This is a genomic window from Pannonibacter sp. I15F10I1, from assembly GCF_900185665.1.
GTDB classification, from domain to species: domain Bacteria; phylum Pseudomonadota; class Alphaproteobacteria; order Rhizobiales; family Stappiaceae; genus Pannonibacter; species Pannonibacter indicus.
The window spans coordinates 230846-252007 of sequence record NZ_FYAN01000004.1 but is presented as its reverse complement, the minus strand read 5'-3'; the positions used below and the strand labels follow the sequence as shown (position 1 = coordinate 252007).

Genomic DNA, 21162 nt, shown 5'->3' with positions numbered 1-21162 from the left:
GCTTTCATGCTGATTTCCCAGCTCCGCAATCCGGATGGCTCCATCTCCGTCGTGGTTCGTGATGGAGACAAGGCCGCAATCCTGCGCGGCACGGCCAGCACCTATGAACTGGCCATGGCGGCGGCTTCCAGCGGACGCGGCCTCAAGGCAGTCATCGAAGAGCGCGGCCTTGGCGAGGCCGTCGATCTGGCGCAAGCCGCCGTCGAAGGCCGCCTGATGCTGCCGATCACCCATCCGGACCCGGCGCATCTGCACCTGACCGGCACGGGCCTCACCCATCTGGGTTCGGCTTCGGCCCGCGATGCCATGCACGCGAAGCTCGAAGGCGCCGAGACGCTGACCGATTCCATGAAGATGTTCCGCATGGGTCTGGAAGGCGGCCGCCCGGAAAGCGGCGCTGTGGGCGCGCAGCCGGAGTGGTTCTACAAGGGCAACGGCTTTGCCGCCGTTGCCAGCGGCGAGCCGCTGGAAGCGCCCGGCTTTGCCGAGGACGGTGGCGAGGAGCCGGAGCTTGCCGGCATCTATGTGATCGCCCCCGATGGTACGCCCTGCCGTGTGGGCTGGGCGGTGGCCAATGAATTCTCCGACCATGTGACCGAGCGGGTGAACTATCTGTGGCTTGCCCATTCCAAGCTGCGCCATGCCTCCTTCGGCCCGGAAATCCTGGTGGGTGACATGCCAGCCGATGTGCGCGGCACGTCCCGCATCCTCCGTGACGGCAAGGTGCTGTGGGAAAAGCCGTTCCTGTCGGGCGAAGCCAACATGTCGCATACGCTCGCCAATCTGGAGCACCACCACTTCAAGTACGGCCTCTTCCGCCAGCCGGGCGATGTGCATGTGCACATGTTCGGCACGGCGACCCTGTCCTTCGCCGATGGTGTGCGCACGCAGGCAGGTGATGTTTTCGAGATCGAGGCAGAAGGCTTCGGTCTGCCGCTCGCCAATCCCCTGGTCTTCGCGCCCAAAGAAACCGGCGCCCTGACTGTCAAAGCACTGTGAGACCGAGATGACCTTCAAACCCGCTCCCTGGCCCCGCAAGCTCCGTTCGCAGGAATGGTTCGGCGGCACGTCGCGCGATGCCATCTATCATCGCGGCTGGATGAAGAACCAGGGTTTCCCGCATGATCTGTTTGATGGCCGTCCGGTCATCGGCATCCTCAACACATGGTCCGAACTGACCCCCTGCAACGCCCATCTCAATGATCTGGCGCAGCGGGTGAAGAACGGCATCTACGAGGCAGGCGGCTTCCCGGTGGAAGTGCCGGTGTTCTCCGCCAGCGAGAGCGCCTTCCGCCCGACCGCGATGATGTTCCGCAACCTTGCGGCCATGGCGGTGGAAGAGGCGATGCGCGGCCAGCCGATGGATGGCTGCGTGCTGATGGTGGGCTGCGACAAGACCACGCCCAGCCTGCTGATGGCCGCTGCCTCTACCAACCTGCCGTCGATCGTCGTCACCGGCGGGCCGATGCTCAACGGTTACTACCGTAATGAGCGCGTCGGCTCCGGCACGCATCTGTGGAAGTTCTCCGAAGCCGTGAAGGCTGGCGAGATGACCGCTGCCGAATTCGCCGAGGCCGAAGCCTCCATGTCGCGCAGCCCCGGCTCGTGCAACACCATGGGCACGGCTTCCACCATGGCCAGCATGGCCGAAGCGCTCGGCATGGCCCTGTCCGGCAATGCTGCCATTCCGGCAGTGGACAGCCGCCGCCGCGTGATGGCGCAGATGACCGGCCGCCGCATCGTGCAGATGGTGAAGGACGACCTGAAGCCCTCCGACGTGTTGACCAAGCAGGCCTTCGAGAACGCCATCCGCACCAATGCGGCCATCGGCGGCTCGACCAATGCGGTGATCCACCTGCTGGCAATCGCCGGCCGTGTCGGCATCGACCTGTCGCTGGACGACTGGGACCGCTGTGGCCGTGACATCCCGACGATCGTCAACCTGATGCCCTCCGGCAAGTATCTGATGGAAGAATTCTTCTATGCAGGCGGCCTGCCGGTGGTGATCAAACGGCTTGGCGAAGCGGGGCTGCTGCACAAGGACGCGCTGACCGTTTCGGGCGAAAGCATGTGGGATCAGGTCAAGGACGTTGTGAACCACAACGAGGACGTGATCCTGCCCGCCGACAAGGCGCTGACGCAGTCGGGCGGCATCGTCGTTCTGCGCGGCAATCTGGCCCCCAAGGGCGCGGTGCTGAAGCCCTCTGCCGCCACCCCGTCGCTGATGAAGCACCGTGGCCGGGCCGTGGTCTTCGAGGATATCGACGACTACAAGGCCAAGATCAACGACGAGGCGCTCGACATTGACGAGACCTGCGTGATGGTGCTGAAGAACTGCGGCCCGCGCGGCTATCCCGGCATGGCCGAGGTGGGCAACATGGGCCTGCCGCCGAAGGTGCTGCGCAAGGGCATCACCGACATGGTGCGCATCTCCGACGCCCGCATGTCCGGGACGGCTTTTGGCACCGTGCTGCTGCACACCTCGCCCGAAGCTGCCGTCGGCGGCCCTCTGGCCGTGGTGCAGGATGGTGACTTCATCGAGCTGGACGTGGAAGCCCGCCGCATTCATCTCGACATTCCGCAGGACGAGCTGGACCGCCGCCTTGCCGCCTGGACGCCGCGCATCACGCCGCCTGACAGCGGCTATGCCATGCTGCACCACAAGCATGTCACGGGCGCCGACACCGGGGCTGATCTTGACTTCCTCAAGGGCTGCCGTGGTGCCCCGGTGGGCAGGGACTCGCACTGATGTCCGCAAGCCTTCCCGTTGCGCTGGTGGGCATCGGCAAGATTGCCGTTGACCAGCATGTGCCCGCTCTGGCCACCAGTTCCGACTGGCGGCTTGAGGCAACCGTTTCCCGTCAGGGGCAGGTGGACGGCGTGCCGTCCTACCGCGATTTCTCGCAGATGCTGACGGAGCGGCCGGACATTTCCGTGATTTCCCTGTGCCTGCCGCCGGTGCCGCGCTTCACCTATGCGGAAGCGGCGCTGAAGGCCGGCCGTCATGTGATGCTGGAAAAGCCACCGGGAGCCACGCTTGCCGAAGTGCATGCGCTGGAAGCTCTGGCGGCTGAACGGGGGCTGACGCTGTTTGCCACCTGGCACAGCCGCATGGCCAATGCGGTGGAGCCGGCGCGCCAGTGGCTCTCCACCCGCAAGGTTACCCGCGCGCACATCACCTGGCGCGAGGATGTGCGCAAGTGGCATCCCGGTCAGGACTGGGTGTTCGAGCCGGGCGGCATGGGTGTGTTCGATCCGGGCATCAATGCCCTGTCGATCCTGACCGCCATCCTGCCCATGCCGGTGCATCTCGTCAGCGCCGAACTGACCTTCCCGGAAAACCGGCAGACGCCGATTGCAGCGGGTCTGACGTTCTCCGGCAATGTCTCGGCGGACTTTGACTGGCGTCAGGAAGGCCCGCAGACCTGGGATATCGAGGTCGGGACGGACGCCGGATCGCTGGTGCTGCGCAAGGGCGGGGCGGAGATGGAAACCTCGGACGGTGAACGGATTGAAGGTCCGGACCGTGAATATCCGCGCCTCTATGCCCATATGGCAGACTTGGTGCGTGGCGGGAGACGGGATGTGGACTTGACGCCCATGGTCCATGTGTCCGATGCCATGACCCTTGGACGGCGGCTTGTGACCGAGCCGTTCCACTTCTAATCAAAGAGAGAGATCATGCTGACCGGAAAGCACCTGATCGCCGGAGCCTGGGTTGCAGGTTCTGAAGTCTTTTCCTCCTCGCCCGTCACGGGCGAGCCCCGCCAGTTCGCCGCTGGCGGCCCGGCGGAGGTGGATGCGGCGGTGAAGGCCGCCGAAGCAGCTTTTGCCGCCTATGCCGCAACCTCGCGTGAGGAGCGCGCCGTCTTCCTGGAGCGCATCGCCACGGAAATCGAGGCACGCGGTGCGGAAATCACCGAAGTGGCTGCCGCCGAAACCGCGCTGCCCACCGCCCGTCTTGAAGGCGAGCGTGGCCGCACCACCGGCCAGCTGCGCCTGTTTGCCGCCCATATCCGCAAGGGCGAATATCTGGACGTGCGCAAGGACGCGGCCCTGCCGGACCGCGCTCCGCTGCCGCGCCCGGAAATCCGCCTGATCCAGCGCCCCATCGGCCCGGTGGCCGTGTTCGGCGCTTCCAACTTCCCGCTGGCCTTCTCCACGGCGGGTGGCGACACCGCCAGCGCGCTGGCCGCCGGCTGCCCTGTGGTGGTCAAGGGCCATCCGGCCCATCCTGGCACGGGCGAGCTGGTGGCGCAGGCCATCGACGCGGCCATCAAGGCCTGCGGCATGCCGGCCGGTGTGTTCTCGCTGGTGCAGGGCCCCTCGCGGGAGCTGGGCGAGGCGCTGGTGCGCCATCCGCTGATCAAGGCCGTCGGCTTCACCGGGTCTCTGGGCGGCGGGCGTGCGCTGTTTGATCTGTGTGCCGCGCGCGCCGAGCCGATCCCCTTCTTCGGCGAGCTGGGCAGCGTCAACCCGGTCTTCGTTCTGCCCGCAGCCCATGCAGCACGCGGCGAGGCAATTGCCAAGGGCTGGGCCGGAAGCCTGACCATGGGCGTCGGCCAGTTCTGCACCAACCCCGGCCTCGTGCTGGTCATGGACGGGGCCGGGGCAGATGCCTTCATCGCCACGGCAGAAGCAGCGCTCAAAGACGTCGCACCGCAGACCATGCTGACGGACGGCATCGCGTCGGCCTTTGCCACTGGCGCTGAAAAGATCGCCAGCACGGGCGCTGCCAAGGCTCGCCTCACCGGCACCTGCCCGGCCCGTCAGGCTGCACCGCACCTGTTCGAGACGACCGGTGCGCAGCTCCTCGCCAATCCGGCGCTGACGCATGAAGTCTTCGGCCCGCTCGGCATCGCCGTGCGCGTCAAGGACAAGGAAGAGCTGGCCCGCATTGCTGAAAGCTTCGAGGGCCAGCTGACCGTGACCCTGCAGATGGATGATGGCGACGTGGAACTCGCCAGCAGCCTGATGCCGGTGCTGGAGCGCAAGGCAGGCCGCATTCTGGCCAACGGCTTCCCGACCGGCGTGGAAGTCTGCGATGCCATGGTTCACGGCGGCCCCTATCCGGCCTCGACCAACTTCGGCGCCACTTCGGTCGGCACCATGGCCATCCGCCGCTGGCTCCGCCCCGTCAGCTACCAGAACCTCCCCGAAGCCCTTCTGCCCGCAGACCTGCGCTGATCCGGCAAGAGGTTCTCTGAAACACCAAGCCCCCGGCGAGCGATTGCCGGGGGCTTTTGTTTAAGCGGCTCCTTCCCGCCTTCCATTGTTTTCCGTCATGCCATGGCTTGACCATGGCATCCATCCCGTGACCTGCCGGATCTGGAAAGTGTAAGTTAGTACAATGAGTTAAGGTTGCGTGATGTGGTTTGGAGAGGGTGCGGCGTGGATGCCATGATCAAGTCATGGCATGACGAAGATGGTGGGGCTGGTGCGCTTTTCTCAGGCTTGGTGCTCATCCCTCATGCAGCGGATTTTGGCTTTCTGGAGCAGGTGATGGCGCCGGGGAAGAGCGTGCCGGTCTTCCTCAAACTCTCATTTCTCCGTCATGCCATGGCTTGACCATGGCATCCATCCCCTGACCTGCCAGGTCGGAAAAGTGTAAGTGAGTACAATGAGTTAAGATTACGTGGTGCCGTTTGGAAAGGGCTCGGTATGGATGCCATGATCAAGTCATGGCATGACGAAGGAGGAGGGTGGGGATAGGCTGCGGCGCGAGTCTCTTGATCGCTGTTCTCCTATCCAGTATGTTTGTTACATGTAACGGATTGGAGCGTAGGCCATGGGTGCATCCGTCAAGGCGCGTGTTGCCAAGCACCGGGAGGCGTTGCGCGCTGCCGGGTTGCGGCCAGTGCAGGTCTGGGTGCCGGACACCAGCAGGCCCGGTTTTGCCGGGGAGATCCGGCGGCAGTGTCTTGCCTTGCGGGATGATCCGGCTGAAGCGGAAATCCTCGACTGGATCGAAGAAGCAACAGAGACGCAGGGCTGGGAATGAAGCGCGGGGATATCGTTCTCGTTGCGCTGCAGGGCGATTATGGCAAGCCTCGCCCCGCTGTGGTCGTTCAGTCTGATTTCTTTGAGGCGCTGCCATCTGTCACCGTGCTGCCGGTGACGAGCGATCTGCGTGATTTGCCGATCTTCCGCCTCTCTGTCGAGCCATCAGAAACAAACGGTCTGCGCAAACGGTCAGAGATCATGGTGGACAAAATCCACACTGTGCGCAGCGACCGGATAGGTCAGGTCATCGGAAGGCTGGATGAGGCTACCATGATTGCAGTGACCCGCTCGCTGGCATTGTTTCTGGGCATCGCCTGAGGTTACGGATCGGGGCTGACGTTGAGGGGCGCGGATCGCGCGTTGGTCCCTTAGCCTCTCGCTCTCCGTCATGCCATGGCTTGACCATGGCATCCATTCCCTGACTTGCCAGATCTGGGAAAGTGCAAGTAAGTACAATGAGTTAAGTTTGCACCGTGCCATCTGGAGCGGTCACGGTGTGGATGCCATGGTCGAGCCATGGCATGACGAAGGAGGAAAGGTTCCTCCTTCATCACCCCTCATGCCGGCGGCGGATGGTGGCCGGGCGGCCGGGGAGGGTGAGGCGGGCGTTGTTGCGGGGGCGCTCGGCCACGACCTTGCCTTTGGAGACAACCGCCAGCCGGTCAGGCCGCAGGCGCAGGGCTTCCACCGGGTTGCCGGCATCCAGCACGACCAGCGACGCCTTGCAGCCGGGCGCAAGGCCGTAGCCGTCCAGATTGAGGATCTTGGCGTTGTCTTCCGTGACCATGCGGAAGCAGCGGGCCATCTCTGCCGGATGGGTCATCTGCGCCACATGCAGGCCCATGAAGGCCACGTCCAGCATGTCGGCCGTGCCAAGCGAGTACCACGGATCAAGCACGCAATCCTGGCCCCAGCCCACGGTAATGCCGTGGGCCTGCATCTCCTTCACACGCGTCAGGCCGCGACGCTTGGGGTAGGTGTCGTGGCGGCCCTGCAGGGTGATGTTGATCAGCGGATTGGGAATGGCCGCCATGCCACTTTCCGCGATCAGCGGCAGCAGCTTGGAGACGTAGTAATTGTCCATGGAATGCATGGAGGTGAGGTGGCTTCCGGCCGCCCGCCCGCCAAGGCCATGGCGCGTCACTTCGGCGGCCAGCGTTTCCACATGGCGGCTCATCGGATCGTCGGTCTCGTCGCAGTGCAGGTCCAGCATCAGCCCGCGCTCGGCGGCGATGCGGGCGAGATCCTTCACCGATGCCATCCCGTCTTCCATGGTGCGCTCGAAATGCGGGATGCCGCCGACTACATCGACGCCCATGTCCAGCGCGTGCAGCACATTCTCGCGGCCCGTCTTCGTGCGGTAGAGCCCGTCCTGCGGGAAGGCAACGAGCTGCAGGTCGAGATAAGGCGAGACGATGCGTTTGACCTCCAGCATGGCTTCCACGCCGCGCAGGTGGTCCGGTGTCGTGTCCACATGGGTGCGGATGGCAAGAAGGCCCATGGAAACGGCCCAGTCGCAATAGGTGAGGGCGCGGGAGACCATGTCCTCGACGCTGGCAATTTCGCGCAATTCGCCCCACAGCGAGATGCCCTCCAGCAGCGTGCCGGAAGCATTCACCCGGGGCAGGCCGTAGGACAGCGTTGCATCCATGTGGAAATGCGGATCGACGAAGGGCGGGGAGACGAGATCGCCCGTGGCGTCGATCACGCGGGCCGCATTTGCAAAAGCTGCGTCATCGAGATGGCCCACTTCGGCGATGCGCTCGCCCGTGATGGCGATGTCGGCAATGGTGCCATCGGGCAGGGTGCCGCCCTTGATGATGAGGTCGAACATCAGCGTTCCCCCTTGTTGAAGGGCTGCATCAGCGCGGCTGGCACTTCGGCCCGCCGGGACATGAGGATGAGCGCCAGAATGGAGAGGATGAAGGGCAGCATCAGGAACACCTGATAGGGCACGATGGCACCAAAGCCCGTTTGTTGCAGGCGAACCTGCAGCGCATCGAAGGCGGCAAAGAGGATGGCGCCCAGCACCGCCTTGCCCGGCTTCCAGGCGCCGAAGACGACGAGGGCGATGCAGATCCAGCCGCGCCCGTTGATCATTTCGAAGAAGAAAGACGAGAAGGCCGAGAGCGTCAGGAACGAGCCGCCGACTGCCATCAGGCCCGAGCCGAAGATGACTGCGCCCATGCGCAGCGCCGTGACCGAAAGCCCTTGAGCCTCCACCGCTGCCGGGTTCTCGCCCGCAGCGCGCACGGCAAGGCCGAGCGGCGTGCGGTAGAGCACGAGTGCGATGATCAGCGCCGTCAGGAAGGCGGCATAGGTGAGGGCGGTCTGGCTGAACAGCGCCTCGCCCACCAGCGGCAGGCTGGAGAGGCCCGGAATGGGCAGCGGCTGGAAAGGGGTAATCTTTGGCGGGCTTGTGACTTCCGGCAGCAGCAGGCGGTAGGCGAAATAGCTGGAGGAGGTGGCCAGCATGGTGACGCCAAGGCCCACCACATGCTGTGACAGGCCGAAGGGCACGGTCAGCACCGCATGGATGAAGCCGAAGGCCATGCCGGCCAGCATGGCCGCCGCAACGCCCCACCACAGCGGCGCGCCCATGTAGACGGCCACCCAGCCGGTGAAGGCGCCGATGACCATGATGCCCTCGATGCCGAGGTTGAGGACACCCGCCCGCTCGCAGATGAGTTCGCCCATGGTGGCGAAGATCAGCGGCGAAGCGATGCGGATGGCCGCAGCCCAGAGGCTGGCGGAGAGCAGGATGTCCAGAAGCTCGTTCATCCGCGCCTCACCCGGTAGCGTGTCAGAAGAATGGCCAGCACCATGAAGAGCAGCGCGATGGCCAGCAGCATGTCGGCGATGTAGGACGGCACGCTGGCGGCACGGCTCATGCTGTTGGCGCCAACGAATATGCCCGCCACGAAGATGGCCGAGGGCACGACGGCAAGCGGGTGCAGCAGGGCCAGCATGGCAACGACGATGCCCGTGTAGCCAAAGTTGGCCGACAGATCGAGGCTGAGGTGGCCCTTGAGGCCGGAGACCTCGCTGAAACCGGCCATGGCGGCGAGCCCGCCGGAGAGCAGGGCCGTCTTCACCAGCACCATATTGACCGGAATGCCGGCAAAGCGTGCGGCCTTCTGGTTGAGGCCGGTGGCGCGGATCTCGTAGCCAAGGGTGGTGCGGGTCTGGATGATCCAGACCGCAACGGCGGACATCAGCGCCAGCGCAAAGCCCCAGTGCAGGCGCAGGCCCTCCATGATGCGCGGCAGGCGGGCATCCTTGGCCAGCGCCGCCGACTTCGGCCAGCCCATGCCGGCCGGGTCCTTCATCGGGCCTTCCAGCAGGTAGGAGACGAAGAGCAGCATGATGAAGTTGACGAGCAGGGTCGTCACGACTTCATCGACGCCGAAGCGGGTTTTCAGCAGAACCGGCGGCAGCAGCATGGCGGCACCTGCCAGCATCGCAGCACCGGCCATGAGCGCCAGCAGCGGCAGTTGCGGCAGGCCGGTGACATGGGCGCCGATCAGCGCCGCAACGATGGCACCGGCATAAAGCTGGGCTTCGGCACCGATGTTCCACAGCCGCGCCCGGAAGGCGACGGCAACGGCAAGGCCGGTGAAGATCAGCGGCGTTGCCCGGTTGAGGGTTTCCAGCAGAGCGAACTTGCTGCCTGCGGCGCCCTTGACGATGAGCCCCAGCGTCTGGAACGGGTCTGCCCCGGCAATCAGCGCCAGCAGCGATCCCGCCACCACGGTGAGCCCCAGCGCAAGGGCCGGAAGCCCTGCACGGCGCAAGAGGCTGGGGTTGGCGACCGGCTCAAGCCGCATGATCAAATCCTTGTCCGGTCATCCAGAGACCAAGCTGTTCCGTGGTGAGGCTGCCGCGGGCAAAGCCCGGCGAAAGGCGGCCCTCGTAGACCACGTGAATGACATCCGAAAGCCGCTGCACCTCATCCAGATCTTCCGAGATCAGCAGCACGGCTGCCCCTGCATCGCGGGCGGCGATCAGGCGCGAATGCACGAAGGTGATGGCGCCGATATCGAGCCCGCGCACCGGCTGGTTGGCGAGGATCACATGCGGGCCCGGCTCCAGCACGCGGCCGAGGATCAGCTTCTGCATGTTGCCGCCGGACAGCAGGCGGATGCGGGTGTCCGGCCCCGGGCAGCGGATGTCATAGGTGTCGATGATGTGCTGTGTGAAATATTCCGCCGCCGCCCGGTTCATCCATCCGGCGCGGGAGAAGGGGCGCTGATGGTAGGTTTCCAGAATGGCGTTCTCGGTCAGGCTGAAATCGGCGATGGTGCCGGTCTTATGCCGGTCTTCCGGAATGCGGGCGATCCCGGCGCGCACGGCCGCTTCCGGCGTCCAGCGCAGCGGTACGGTGCCTTCCACGTGAATATGGCCCTGATCCGGGCTGGCGAGCCCGGCGACGAGATCAGAGAGCGCGGCCTGGCCATTGCCGGATACCCCGGCCAGCCCGGTGATCTGGCTGGCCTTCAGCTCCAGCGTCACCCGCTTGAGGCCCGGCGCGCCTTCCCGGTCCGGCGTTGAGACATTGCGCAGGGCAAAGATGGTGCGGCCCGGCTTGGCGGTGGAGGGAGCGAGTTCCGGCACATCGCCGCCGACCATCAGCGCGGCAAGCTCGCGGGCGGAGGTTGCGGCGGTGCCGCGTTCGGCCACCACCTTGCCATGGCGCAGCACCACGCAGCGGTCTGCCACGGCCATCACCTCATGCAGCTTGTGGCTGATGAAGACGATGGACAGGCCGATCGCCACGGCGCGCTTCAGCGTCGCAAACAGGGCATCGGTTTCCTGCGGCGTCAGGACGGCGGTGGGCTCATCGAGAATGAGAATGCGGGCATTGCGGTAGAGCGCCTTCAGGATCTCCACCCGCTGCTTTTCACCCACCGACAGGCTTGAGACGCGGGCATCCGGATCGACCTTGAGGCCGAAGTCCTCGGAAAGGGCGCGGATGCGCTGGCGGGCGGCACCAAGGCCGAGCGACAGGCGGAACAAAGGCGCCGTGCCCAGCACGATGTTTTCCGCCACGCTCAGGTGTTCGGCCAGCGTGAAGTGCTGATGCACCATGCCGACGCCAGCGGCGAGCGCGGCGCGCGGGCGGCCCGGCGGCAGTTCCCTGCCGAAGACTTCAACCGTGCCCTCATCGGCGGTGTAATGGCCGAAGAGGATGTTCATCAGCGTGGTCTTGCCAGCACCGTTTTCCCCGAGCAGGGCGACAATCTCGCCCCGGTTCAGGGTCAGGCTGATGCTGTCATTGGCGGTGAGGGCCCCAAAGCGCTTGGTGATGCCGTTGAGGCGCAGGACGGTCTCCTGCGCCTCCTTGTCAGAGATACTCACGAGGATTTGGGCTCGTCGTCATTGATGGTGACGGCGAAGCTGCCGTCCTTGATCGCAGCTTCCCGGACCTTGACCAGATCCATGGCGGCGGCAGGAACCTTGCCCTCGAAGGTGCCGAGCGGGGCGAGCGAGCAGCCGCCTTCCTTCATGAAGGAATAGACGCCGTAGTCCTCCGCCTTGAAGCTGCCTGCGGCAACGGCCTCGATGGCCTTGTTCAGCGTCGGCTCGAAGTGCCACAGGGCCGAGGCCACCACGGTTTCCGGATAATCGGACTGGGTATCGATGACGTTGCCGATAGCCAGCACGCCGCGCTCCTTGGCCGCATCCGACACGCCGAAACGCTCCGCATAGAGAAGGTCGGCGCCGCCGTCGATCATGGCGAAGGCGGTTTCCTTGGCCTTCGGCGGATCGAACCAGGAGCCGATGAAGCTGACCTGGAAGGTGGCATCCGGGCGGGTTTCCTTGACGCCGGCCATGAAGGCATTCATCAGGCGGTTCACTTCCGGAATGGGGAAGCCGCCGACCATGCCGATCTTGCCGGACTTGGTCATGGCACCGGCGATGATGCCGGAAAGGTAAGACGCGTCCTGGATGTAGTTGTCGAAGACGGAGAGGTTGGCAAGGCTCTCTTCCGGCTTGAAGGACGAGCCCATCAGGAACGCGGTTTCCGGATAGTCGGCCGCCACTTCACGGGCTTCCTGCTCCACGCCGAAGATCTCGCCGACGATCAGCTGCGCGCCACCCTCGGCATATTCGCGCATGACGCGCGGATAGTCGGTGTTGCTGGTGTTCTCCGAGAATGTGTACTCGATGAGACCTGCCTTCTTCGCCGCTTCCGCAGCGATATGAATGCGGCTCACCCACTGCTGCTCGACGGGAACCGTGTAGATCCCGGCAACCTTGAGAGGTGTTTGCGCAAATGCAATCCGGGGCAGCAATGCGCTGCCTGCAAAGGCTGCGCCTGCGCCAAGAAGAAGGCCGCGGCGGCTGACGTCAAAACTGGATCTGCTCTTCATCTGGAGTTCCTTCTGTCGCTGTCCCTGCTTTTTGACCGGATGGTAAGGCGTTCAAAACTGTACCTGCAAGATGAATATCGAGGCATGCCGTTTTGTACGTCACTTTCTTTTTGTCCTGCCGTTTTTCGTGAGCCGGATCATTATGCCAGCTTCGTAAGCGCCCTGCTGAAATTGCAGGCTATTGCCGTGCTTATGCCCTGCATAATCGGCCTCGCCGACAAAACTCAAGGCCCCGGAGGAATCCAGTTGGGGTTAGCAGGGCTGCGATCCGGTCTTTGCGAAAGAGCCCCCCGCGAACAGTGGTGCTGGCAGCTTATGCCCAGTCTTCGGATGCTGACGTACCACGGCTCGAAATTGCCCGGACGCCGCCGCGGGAGCGGATGACCACTATGCGATGTTTACCATCCTGAGAATCAGGCCGGCCGCTGCGCAGCCGGCGAGAACCGTCACCGGGCCGAGCCTGAAGTGGAACACCGCTACAAGTGCGGCCAGCACCAGCGCCGCGGCAGGCAGGTTCAGTGTGGACCAGACGGGCACATCGATATTGAGACCGAAGGATGTGATTACCCGGACCTTGTCGAAAACAACATGCAGACCGAACCAGACAGCAAGATTCAAGATCACACCCACGACGGCGGCCGTGATTGCGGTCAGGGCCGCTGTCAGCACCTTGTTGCCGCGCAAGCGTTCGATGAAGGGGGCACCGAGGAAGATCCAGAGGAAGCAGGGCGTGAACGTCACCCAGGTTGTCAGGAGGCCACCCAGCGTTCCCGCCATCAGCGGCGGCAAACCGCTTATATCGCGGAAAGCTCCCATGAAACCCACGAACTGCGTGACCATGATCAGCGGGCCTGGCGTGGTCTCTGCCATGCCGAGCCCGTCCAGCATCTCACCGGGGGCGAGCCAGCCGTAGTTCTGCACTGCCTCCTGCGCGACATAGGCAAGGACCGCATAAGCGCCGCCGAAGGTCACCACGGCCATGACGCTGAAGAAACCCGCGATCTGTGAGAATACATTGGCTGGACCGAACACGGCGAACAGCAGGGCGACTGGCACCAGCCAGAGCGCGAGGAACACTGCCGAGATGCGAAACGCCCAGCCTCGGTTGATCTGCGTGTGATCGGGTGACTCTTCGCCAAGCAGAGTTTCGGCGTCTGGAACCTGCACCTTGCCCACCTTCCCGTGTCCGCCTCCGTCCCGGAACGCGGGAATCCCCGCACGGGCCCCAAAGAACCCGGTGAGACCAGAGATCAGGATGATCAACGGGAATGGCACGGCGAAACCGAAGATGGCCAGGAAGGAGGCCGCGGCAATGGCGGCCATTGCGCCGTTCTTCAGGGCGCGCGAGCCGATGCGGATGACCGCCTGCACTACGATGGCCAGTACTGCGGCCTTGAGCCCGAAGAACAGCGCCTCGACTGGTCCGGCATTGCCATAAAGAGCATAGATCCAGCTGAGTGTCATGATCGCCACCACGCCGGGCAGAACGAACAGGACACCTGCGATGATGCCGCCCAGCGTGCGGTGCATGAGCCAGCCGATATAGACGGCCAGCTGCATAGCCTCGGGGCCGGGCAGCAGCATGCAGTAGTTGAGCGCATGGAGGAACCGCTTCTCGCCCAGCCAGCGCTGCTCTTCGACGAGGATCTGGTGCATGAGCGCAATCTGTCCGGCGGGACCGCCGAAGCTCAAGAGGCCGATGCGGGCCCAGATGAGGGTGGCCGCAGCCAGTGTGGGATATGTGTGGTTCTGCATCATTCGGCCTTCGGCTTGTTCGTGGGCCAGTTGTGGGTCTCGCCGGTTGCGTCCCGCGCCCAGCGATAGAATGCGTCGTAAAGGAGCATTCCGGCTTCCAGTTGCTCCAGATCGTCGGAATACATCCGCGACAGGCCGAGCGAGGCCGCCAGCAGGCCAGCGGCTTCAGGAGCGAGGTCGAGGCGGGCGGTATCCGCGCCGCGCACAATGGTGGCCAGGTGGTCGAGGGCGGGAATGCTCAGGCCGAACTCGGCCAGAATCACGTCAAAGGTGCAAAGGTCTCCCCTGTGGCTCCAGAACACACCTTCGATGTCGAAGGGGGCGGCGTTGTAGTGCTCGGCTACGCCCTGCACCTCGGCGGGGGCCACGAACAGGATGATCGCATGGGGATCGAGAAAACGCCGGATCAGCCAGGGACACGCGATGCGGTCAATCTTGGGGCGCGAGCGCGTGACCCAGACGGTGCGGCCCTGTGCATCACGTGCGGGCAGCTTCGCCGGGTCGACGAGCGGCAGCCCGGCAGAACGCCAAGCATCGAACCCGCCCTCAAGATATTCCGAGGAGCATTTTTCAGCGCGCAGCCATGCTGCCGTCCCCTGGCTGCGCCAGTGACCGGCCTGACATATGGCGACGGATGGCTGCCCGCCGAGCTGCGGCGCGAGTGCAGCCAGTGCCTGATCGTTGATCCGGGTGGCACCGGGGAGCAGCCGTGGATCGGCAGCGAAATCCTCCTCGGACCGAACATCGAGCAAGAGCGGTGCTCGAGGTGTTCCGATGAGGCGGGGGAGTTTGTCAAACGAAATGGCATTGGGCGCAGGCATGTGCGTTCCTCCGTCGCCGGGGTTGTACTGGAACGCGATCTTCAGCTGGCGCCTCGTGGGGAGCTCGCAATCCCCATGGTTTTAGATACGAAGGACCGGGCCGCCACGTCAAGAACCCGATATGCGCCGACACCTGCATCCGCTGCTCCGGTCCATCCATGATCGCGTTTTGGCTCGTTGGCTCGGGCGCGAATCTGTGGAAACGGCCCAGATCCATTTCCCAGCGGCCCCCCGCTCTTTTCGAAGCCCGCTGGCATAAGACGCATGAGTCCACCACCGGCAGGGGCTTTTCCGCCTCGAAAAACGGGCATGGCGCTGTGCCAAAAAAAACCTCTTGAACCTCTAGCCGCTAGAGGTGCTAGCCCATGGGGCATGACCTGAAATGCCCGTTCGTTGGGCAAGGAGATGACCATGAGCAAGCATGAGGCGGCTTCTATCCTTGAGTGGACCGTGACGGGCATGGACTGCGGGTCCTGCGCGGGGAAGATCAAGGGCGCCGTGGAGCGTCTGCCGGGGGTGAGCGCCGTCGAAGTGGCGCTGATGAGCGAGCGGCTGCGCCTGCACCTGGATGAAAGCCAGACCGGGCGGCAGACTGTGGAGAAGGCCGTCAGTGCCCTTGGCTTCGGCATCAGCCCCCGCGCCGGACAGGAGCAAGGCCAATCCGGCAAGACCGCTGCCTGCTGCGGGCATGAGCATCACAGCCATGACCATGATGATGAGCATGAGCATCACCACGATCATGCCCATGGGGGCGTGCACAGCCACAGTCACAGTCACGGTCACGAAGACGAGAAGCCGCTGGCCGATGGCAGCCGCCGCGCGTGGCATCAGACGGGTAAGGGGCGGCTGGTCATTCTGACCGGCGCGCTGCTGGCTCTCGCCTGGGCCGCGCATTTCGTGTTGCCGCCGCAGGTCGGGGCCTGGGTCTTCACCGTGGCCTGCGTCATCGGCGTTGCGCCCGTCGCCCGGCGTGCCTTTGCCGCCCTGGCTGCCGGAATGCCCTTCACCATCGAGATGCTGATGACCATTGCCGCCGCCGGTGCGCTGGCGATCGGGGCGGCGGAAGAGGCGGCGCTGGTGGTGTTTCTCTTTGCCGTGGGCGAGGTGCTGGAGGGCGTTGCCGCCAACCGGGCGCGCGATGGCATCCGGGCTCTGGCGCGGCTGGTGCCGAAAACCGCGCTTCTGGAAACGGACAGCGGAACGCGGCAGGTGGCGGCGGAAAGCCTTGCGCCGGGGCAGATGGTGCTGGTGCGGCCGGGAGATCGCATTCCCGCCGATGGCGTCATCCGCTCCGGCATTTCCGGCATCGATGAAAGCCCGGTCACGGGGGAAAGCGTGCCGGTGACCAAGGGCGAGGGGGCGGATGTCTTCGCGGGCTCCATCAACACCGAAGCCGCCCTCAGCGTTGAAGTGACCCGGGCGGCGGCGGACAACACTATTGCCCGAATCATCAAGCTGGTGGAGGAGGCGGAAAGCGCCCGCGCCCCGACCGAGCGTTTCATCGACCGGTTCAGCCGCTACTACATGCCTTTCATCGTGCTGCTGGCCGCCACAGTCGCCGTTGTGCCGCCGCTCGGGTTTGGCGGGGAGTGGAACACCTGGATCTACCGGGCCCTGTCGCTGCTCCTGATCGGCTGCCCCTGCGCGCTGGTCATTTCGGTGCCGGCCTCCATTGCCTCGTCCCTGTCTGCAGGCGCACGCCGTGGCCTCCTCATGAAGGGCGGTGCGGTGATCGAAGCCATCGCGCAGGTGAAGACGGTCACCTTCGACAAGACCGGCACGCTGACGGCTGGCCGCCCGCAGGTTGTGGACGTGGTTCCCTTTGGCGGGTTTGACGTGCTGGAGGTGATCTCTGCCGCAGCCTCCGTCGAGGCCGGGTCGTCGCATCCTCTGGCGAAAGCCATCCTCACCCGCGCGCAGGAGACCGGTGCGGCCGTTCTCCCTTCATCCGGGGCGCGGGCCATGGCCGGGCGCGGTGTCGAGGCACTGGTCGCAGGAGAGTTGCTGCAGGTGATCTCTCCGCGCCATGCCAGCGAAACCGGCCTGCTGCCGGAAAGTGCTGCGGCGCAGGCGGAACGTCTGGAAGGCGAAGGCAAGACGGTGGTCTGCGTCATCCGGGCCGGACATCTCGCCGGACTTGTGGCGCTGCGCGATGAACCGCGGGAGGACGCCCGCGAGGCGATCACCCAGCTGGAACGGCTGGGGGTTGGTGCCATCATGCTGACGGGGGACAATGCCCGCACGGCGGCCGCGATTGCCACCGGTCTCGGCCTCACGCAGCGTGCGGAGCTGATGCCGGAGGACAAGGTGCGTGAAGTGCGTGCGCTGGCGGCCTCCGGCGGCGTGATGATGGTGGGCGACGGCATCAATGATGCGCCCGCCCTTGCGCAGGCGTCGGTTGGCGTGGCCATGGGCTCGGGCACGGATGTGGCGCTGGAGACGGCCCATGCTGCGGTCCTGCGCGACAGGGTGACCGATGTGCCCGCCCTCATCCGCCTTGCCCGCAAGGCGATGGGCAACATTCACCAGAACATCACCATCGCGCTGGGCCTGAAGGCGGTGTTTCTCGTCACCAGCATTCTCGGCATCACCGGCCTGTGGCTGGCGATCATGGCGGATACGGGAGCAACAGTGCTGGTGACGCTCAATGCGCTGAGGCTGCTGGCCTATGATCCGGCGAAGGAGGTTTGATCAAGGCTGCTGAAGCACAACCGGCAGGCCTGTGCCTGCCGGCCGTGAGACGGAAAATCCGGTCATCCTGCAAGGCTGCGCCATTCCGGGGAAACATGCCTTGCTGCTGGTATCACTTCCACTGCTGGGCGGTTGTTGCCTGGCAACCGTAAGGCGGCAGCTGGTTGCCGAAATTCACTTTCAGCTGGTTGCAGCCCCACTGGTTGACCGGAGCGGGCATGTAGCTGTTCAGCGTGATTCCGATTTCGTCATAGGGGCTGTCCGTATTGGTGACATACTGATGCCAGCGGAAGCCAAGGTATCCGCCGATGACGGCAAGGCCAATGGTTAGAGTGAGCAAAAATTTGACAAGTTTCACGAATTGATTTCCTCAAGATTTATCCTAATGGGCGGCGGACCCTAAATTTCTGTGCGTGATTCTTCAAGCGCACGGATAAGCTTCCTCGTCCGAGGAATGATCTGAGAGAGAGCTTATGCCAAATCCTGATGACTCTGACGCGTCGGGATCTGGTCAAGCCCGTCCGGCGTTTGAGCCTTTTCAAGGCGTGATGCGTCAGCTTCGCAAGACTTGGTATTGTGAGTCCGGGTGCCGCCGGTCTGTAAATTCTGGCCTTCAGGACACTGCAGCAAGGGATAATGCTGCCCGCCAGCAGCTGCAGGCATTGCTTGCAAGGCAGGGGCAAGCCCGGTTAGGTAGGCGGGTGTTGTGTGAAGGTGGCGGCTGCGCCGCTTTCCGGTCATCGGGATGAGATTCATGAATTTAAAGCTGGCATCCACCCTCGCTGGTGCTGCAATGATTTTTTCCGCCGGTCTGGCCACCGCCCAGACAGCAGGCGGCCTGCCGTCGGGCGCTTCCTCCGTCAAGGAGACCTTCGACGACTGGACTGTGACCTGCCTGTCAGGTGAAGGCGGCAAGCGCTGCGCCATCTCGCAGCAGCAGCAGGATCAGCAGACCCGCCAGATGGTGCTGCTGGCCGAGTTCGCTCCGGCCGCTGATGGCACCGTCAACGGCACGCTGGTTCTGCCTTTCGGCCTCAACCTTGATGGCGGCGTCAAGCTGACCGTCGATGACCAGGAAAAGGGCACCGACGCCCGTTTCCAGACCTGCATGCCGGTCGGCTGCGTGGTGCCGCTGACCCTCAACAAGGATACGGTTGCCGCCATCCGCAAGGGCAACATCCTGAAGCTGGGCGTTCAGGCCGTTGCCGGCAATCCGCTGAACCTGCAGGTCTCCCTCAAGGGCTTCTCCGCCGCGCTGGACCGTTCGGCCGCGCTGCTGAAATAAGGTTTTCTTCAATGAGAAAGCCGGGCTGCGGTGCTCCGCAGCCCGGCTTTTTGTCTTGTGTGTTGGTATCAGGATGCGGCCAGTTTCTGCCTTGCCTTGATCTGCAGGAACACCACCGGCAGCAGCAGGACGATGCCCGCGGCCATCGTCTCAAGGCCCGGCGAGATGAACAGCAGCGAGACGATACCCGTCCACCAGCGCTCCAGCTTGCGCATCGGGGCGATGAAATAGCCGGAGAAGGCCACGCCGAGGCAGGCAATGCCGAGGGCGGCGCCCGTCAGCGTGATGGCAAAGGCGGACCAGGTGAAGTCCGCATTCACCAGCAGCAGCGACGGCGAATAGACAAAGACAAACGGCACCAGCGCCTTGGCGATGCCAAGGCGGAAGGCGGTGTTGCCCGTCTGGAACGGGTTGGACCCGGCAATGCCCGCCGCCGCATAGGCCGCAAGCGCCACCGGTGGCGTGATGTCGGCCAGAACCCCGTAGTAGAACACGAAGAAATGGGCGACCAGCGGTTCCACCTGCTGCACGGCAAGGGCAGGGGCGGCGACAGCGACCAGAATGATGTAGGTGGCGGTGGTCGGGATGCCGGCGCCCATGATGATGCAGGCAATGGCGATCAGGATCAGCGAGACAAACAGGGTCCACTGGCCTGCGGTGAACAGCGACAGCGGCCACAGGGAGCCCAGGGTTGCCCCGATGTCGCCAGCGGTCTGGACGATGACATAGCCGATGCGGAAGCCGACGCCTGTCAGCGTCACCACACCCACGACGATGCCGACGGTGGCTGCCGCAGCGCCGACCGCGAGCGTGTTGCGGGCACCGGCCGCCAGCGCATTATAGAGATCCTTCAGGTTCAGCCGGTCGGTGGGGTTGAGCACGCCGACGACGACACAGGCGATGATGCCATAGACGGCGGCATAATCGGGCGTGCGGCCGGAGAGGATCAGATAGACCAGAATGACCAGCGGGATGACCGACAGCCAGTGCTGCTTCAGCACGATGCCGAGCTTCGGCAGTTCGTCCCTGGTGAGGCCGCGCAGGCCGAGGCGCTTGGCTTCCAGATGCACCATGATGAGAATGCCGAAATAATGCAGCAATGCCGGGAACAGGGCTGCGGCCAGCACATCGCGCAGGGGGATCTGCAGATATTCCACCATGATGAAGGCGGCAGCACCCAGAATGGGCGGGGTGATCTGCCCGCCGGTGGAGGCGGTGGCTTCCACGGCGGCGGCAAAACGGGCCGGATAGCCGACACGTTTCATGGCCGGGATCGTCAGGGCGCCGGTGGTCACCGTGTTGGCGATGGATGAGCCGGAAATGGTGCCCATAAAGGCGGAGGAGAAGATGGCGACCTTTGCCGGGCCGCCGGAATAGCGCCCGGCCAGCACCATGGCCACGTCGATGAAGAGCTGGCCGAGGCCGATGCGGGTGGCTAGCACGCCGAAGACGATGAACAGGAACACGTATTTCGCCATCACGCCGATGGCGATGCCGTAAATGCCCTGATTGGTCATGTAGAGGTGGTTGATGAGGCCCAGCCAGGAGGTGCCGCCATGTTTGAGCGCACCGGGCATCCAGGGGCCGAACAGGGCAAAGCCCATGAACAGCAGTGCGATGATGGGCAGCGTCGGGCCGACAGAGCGGCGTGTCGCCTCCAGCGTCAGCAGCACCAGCGCCGAGCCGAAGAAGACGTCCTGCGTGGACGGATTGCCGACGCGCATGGCCAGCGTCTGGGCCGATTGCAGCGGCAGGTACATGGCGGCGGCCACGCCCAGGAGCGCCAGAGCGATATCGAGGATCGCCACGCCCTCGATCCGGTACCATGCCTTTTGCGGCAGCTGGTCGTTCATGCTGCGCCGCCAGGAGAACATCAGGAAGACGAGCGACAGGACGAAGGAGATATGGATTGCCCGGTGCATCAGTTCCGGGATCAGGGCAAAGCCGGCAGCATAGAAATGATATACCGACATGGCCACGAGGATGGCAGTGATCAGATGGCCGATGCGTGGCCCGGTCGGGCGGAAGGCCGTTTCGGGATCGTATTTGCGCTCGATCTCGGCCAGTTGTTCGGCCGTCAGCGCGGGAGCCGGGGACGTGGTCATCGTGTGTCCTGTAACACCAGCGCGCAATGGGCGTGACACGTTCCGATCTGCCCAAGCCCTTGCGGCAAATGAAGAATATCAAGGTGACGTGGTAAGGGCTGAACCCCAGCGACAATAGCAATCGGCCC

The 21162-nt window shown here is 64.3% G+C and carries 18 protein-coding genes; 9 read left to right on the top strand and 9 right to left on the bottom strand.

Annotated elements, in window-relative coordinates; all coding sequences use genetic code 11:
* Nucleotides 1–6: 6 nt before the first annotated feature.
* The 7 genes from araD1 to IF10I1_RS04085 all read left to right on the top strand — a co-directional run bounded on the left by araD1 (nucleotide 7) and on the right by IF10I1_RS04085 (nucleotide 6321).
* Entirely contained in the window at nucleotides 7–999 is a 993-nt protein-coding gene (gene araD1 / locus IF10I1_RS04115; RefSeq protein WP_186391288.1) for an AraD1 family protein, read from the top strand.
* 7 nt (nucleotides 1000–1006) lie between these two features.
* Complete coding sequence (araD, locus tag IF10I1_RS04110; protein ID WP_186391287.1) at nucleotides 1007–2749, top strand: L-arabinonate dehydratase; 1743 nt, start codon at nucleotides 1007–1009, stop codon at nucleotides 2747–2749.
* The gene (locus IF10I1_RS04105; RefSeq protein ID WP_186391286.1) at nucleotides 2749–3666 is read left to right on the top strand and encodes a Gfo/Idh/MocA family protein; all 918 of its coding nucleotides are present in this window, start codon (nucleotides 2749–2751) and stop codon (nucleotides 3664–3666) included. Before araD ends, IF10I1_RS04105 begins: the two co-directional genes overlap by 1 nt.
* Nucleotides 3667–3681: 15 nt before the next feature.
* Nucleotides 3682–5187, top strand: coding sequence for an aldehyde dehydrogenase (NADP(+)) (locus IF10I1_RS04100; protein WP_186391285.1), 1506 nt, complete (start codon nucleotides 3682–3684; stop codon nucleotides 5185–5187).
* 204 nt (nucleotides 5188–5391) lie between these two features.
* A complete protein-coding gene (locus IF10I1_RS04095) occupies nucleotides 5392–5568 on the top strand; it encodes a hypothetical protein (protein ID WP_186391284.1) in 177 nt (58 codons plus the stop codon).
* Between the two features lie 220 nt (nucleotides 5569–5788).
* On the top strand, nucleotides 5789–6001 hold the full coding sequence (locus IF10I1_RS04090; protein WP_186391283.1) for an antitoxin MazE family protein: 213 nt from the start codon (nucleotides 5789–5791) through the stop codon (nucleotides 5999–6001).
* Nucleotides 5998–6321: a type II toxin-antitoxin system PemK/MazF family toxin gene (locus IF10I1_RS04085; protein ID WP_186391282.1), complete on the top strand. Its 324-nt coding sequence runs from the start codon at nucleotides 5998–6000 to the stop codon at nucleotides 6319–6321. The genes IF10I1_RS04090 and IF10I1_RS04085 overlap by 4 nt, the downstream gene beginning before the upstream one ends.
* Nucleotides 6322–6553: 232 nt before the next feature.
* Here IF10I1_RS04085 and IF10I1_RS04080 read toward each other — a convergent pair whose 3' ends face one another.
* From IF10I1_RS04080 to IF10I1_RS04050, 7 genes are all read right to left on the bottom strand, one after another.
* Nucleotides 6554–7840 carry an amidohydrolase family protein gene (locus tag IF10I1_RS04080; protein ID WP_208977572.1) on the bottom strand — a complete coding sequence of 429 codons (1287 nt, stop codon included), beginning with the start codon at nucleotides 7838–7840 and terminating at the stop codon, nucleotides 6554–6556.
* Entirely contained in the window at nucleotides 7837–8784 is a 948-nt protein-coding gene (locus tag IF10I1_RS04075) for an ABC transporter permease (RefSeq protein WP_186391280.1), read from the bottom strand. Before IF10I1_RS04075 ends, IF10I1_RS04080 begins: the two co-directional genes overlap by 4 nt.
* Nucleotides 8781–9830, bottom strand: a complete 1050-nt coding sequence (locus IF10I1_RS04070) for an ABC transporter permease (RefSeq protein WP_186391279.1) — start codon at nucleotides 9828–9830, stop codon at nucleotides 8781–8783. Before IF10I1_RS04070 ends, IF10I1_RS04075 begins: the two co-directional genes overlap by 4 nt.
* Nucleotides 9820–11361, bottom strand: coding sequence for an ABC transporter ATP-binding protein (locus IF10I1_RS04065; protein ID WP_186391278.1), 1542 nt, complete (start codon nucleotides 11359–11361; stop codon nucleotides 9820–9822). The genes IF10I1_RS04070 and IF10I1_RS04065 overlap by 11 nt, the downstream gene beginning before the upstream one ends.
* Entirely contained in the window at nucleotides 11358–12377 is a 1020-nt protein-coding gene (locus IF10I1_RS04060; RefSeq protein ID WP_186391277.1) for a BMP family protein, read from the bottom strand. Before IF10I1_RS04060 ends, IF10I1_RS04065 begins: the two co-directional genes overlap by 4 nt.
* 387 nt (nucleotides 12378–12764) lie before the next feature.
* Nucleotides 12765–14132 (bottom strand): chromate efflux transporter, encoded by a 1368-nt coding sequence (chrA, locus tag IF10I1_RS04055; protein WP_186391276.1) that lies wholly within the window; start codon nucleotides 14130–14132, stop codon nucleotides 12765–12767.
* On the bottom strand, nucleotides 14132–14953 hold the full coding sequence (locus tag IF10I1_RS04050; protein ID WP_186424369.1) for a sulfurtransferase/chromate resistance protein: 822 nt from the start codon (nucleotides 14951–14953) through the stop codon (nucleotides 14132–14134). The genes chrA and IF10I1_RS04050 overlap by 1 nt, the downstream gene beginning before the upstream one ends.
* Before the next feature lie 411 nt (nucleotides 14954–15364).
* Here IF10I1_RS04050 and IF10I1_RS04045 point away from each other — a divergent pair, with 411 nt between their 5' ends.
* A complete protein-coding gene (locus IF10I1_RS04045) occupies nucleotides 15365–17644 on the top strand; it encodes a heavy metal translocating P-type ATPase (protein ID WP_186391274.1) in 2280 nt (759 codons plus the stop codon).
* Nucleotides 17645–17756: 112 nt separating this feature from the next.
* Here IF10I1_RS04045 and IF10I1_RS04040 read toward each other — a convergent pair whose 3' ends face one another.
* On the bottom strand, nucleotides 17757–18002 hold the full coding sequence (locus tag IF10I1_RS04040) for a hypothetical protein (protein ID WP_050474824.1): 246 nt from the start codon (nucleotides 18000–18002) through the stop codon (nucleotides 17757–17759).
* Nucleotides 18003–18398: 396 nt separating this feature from the next.
* On the opposite strand from IF10I1_RS04040, the gene IF10I1_RS04035 reads away from it, so the two are divergent.
* Complete coding sequence (locus tag IF10I1_RS04035) at nucleotides 18399–18929, top strand: invasion associated locus B family protein (RefSeq protein WP_186391273.1); 531 nt, start codon at nucleotides 18399–18401, stop codon at nucleotides 18927–18929.
* A gap of 68 nt (nucleotides 18930–18997) precedes the next feature.
* Here IF10I1_RS04035 and IF10I1_RS04030 read toward each other — a convergent pair whose 3' ends face one another.
* Nucleotides 18998–21034 (bottom strand): TRAP transporter fused permease subunit, encoded by a 2037-nt coding sequence (locus tag IF10I1_RS04030; RefSeq protein ID WP_186391272.1) that lies wholly within the window; start codon nucleotides 21032–21034, stop codon nucleotides 18998–19000.
* Nucleotides 21035–21162: the final 128 nt, after the last annotated feature.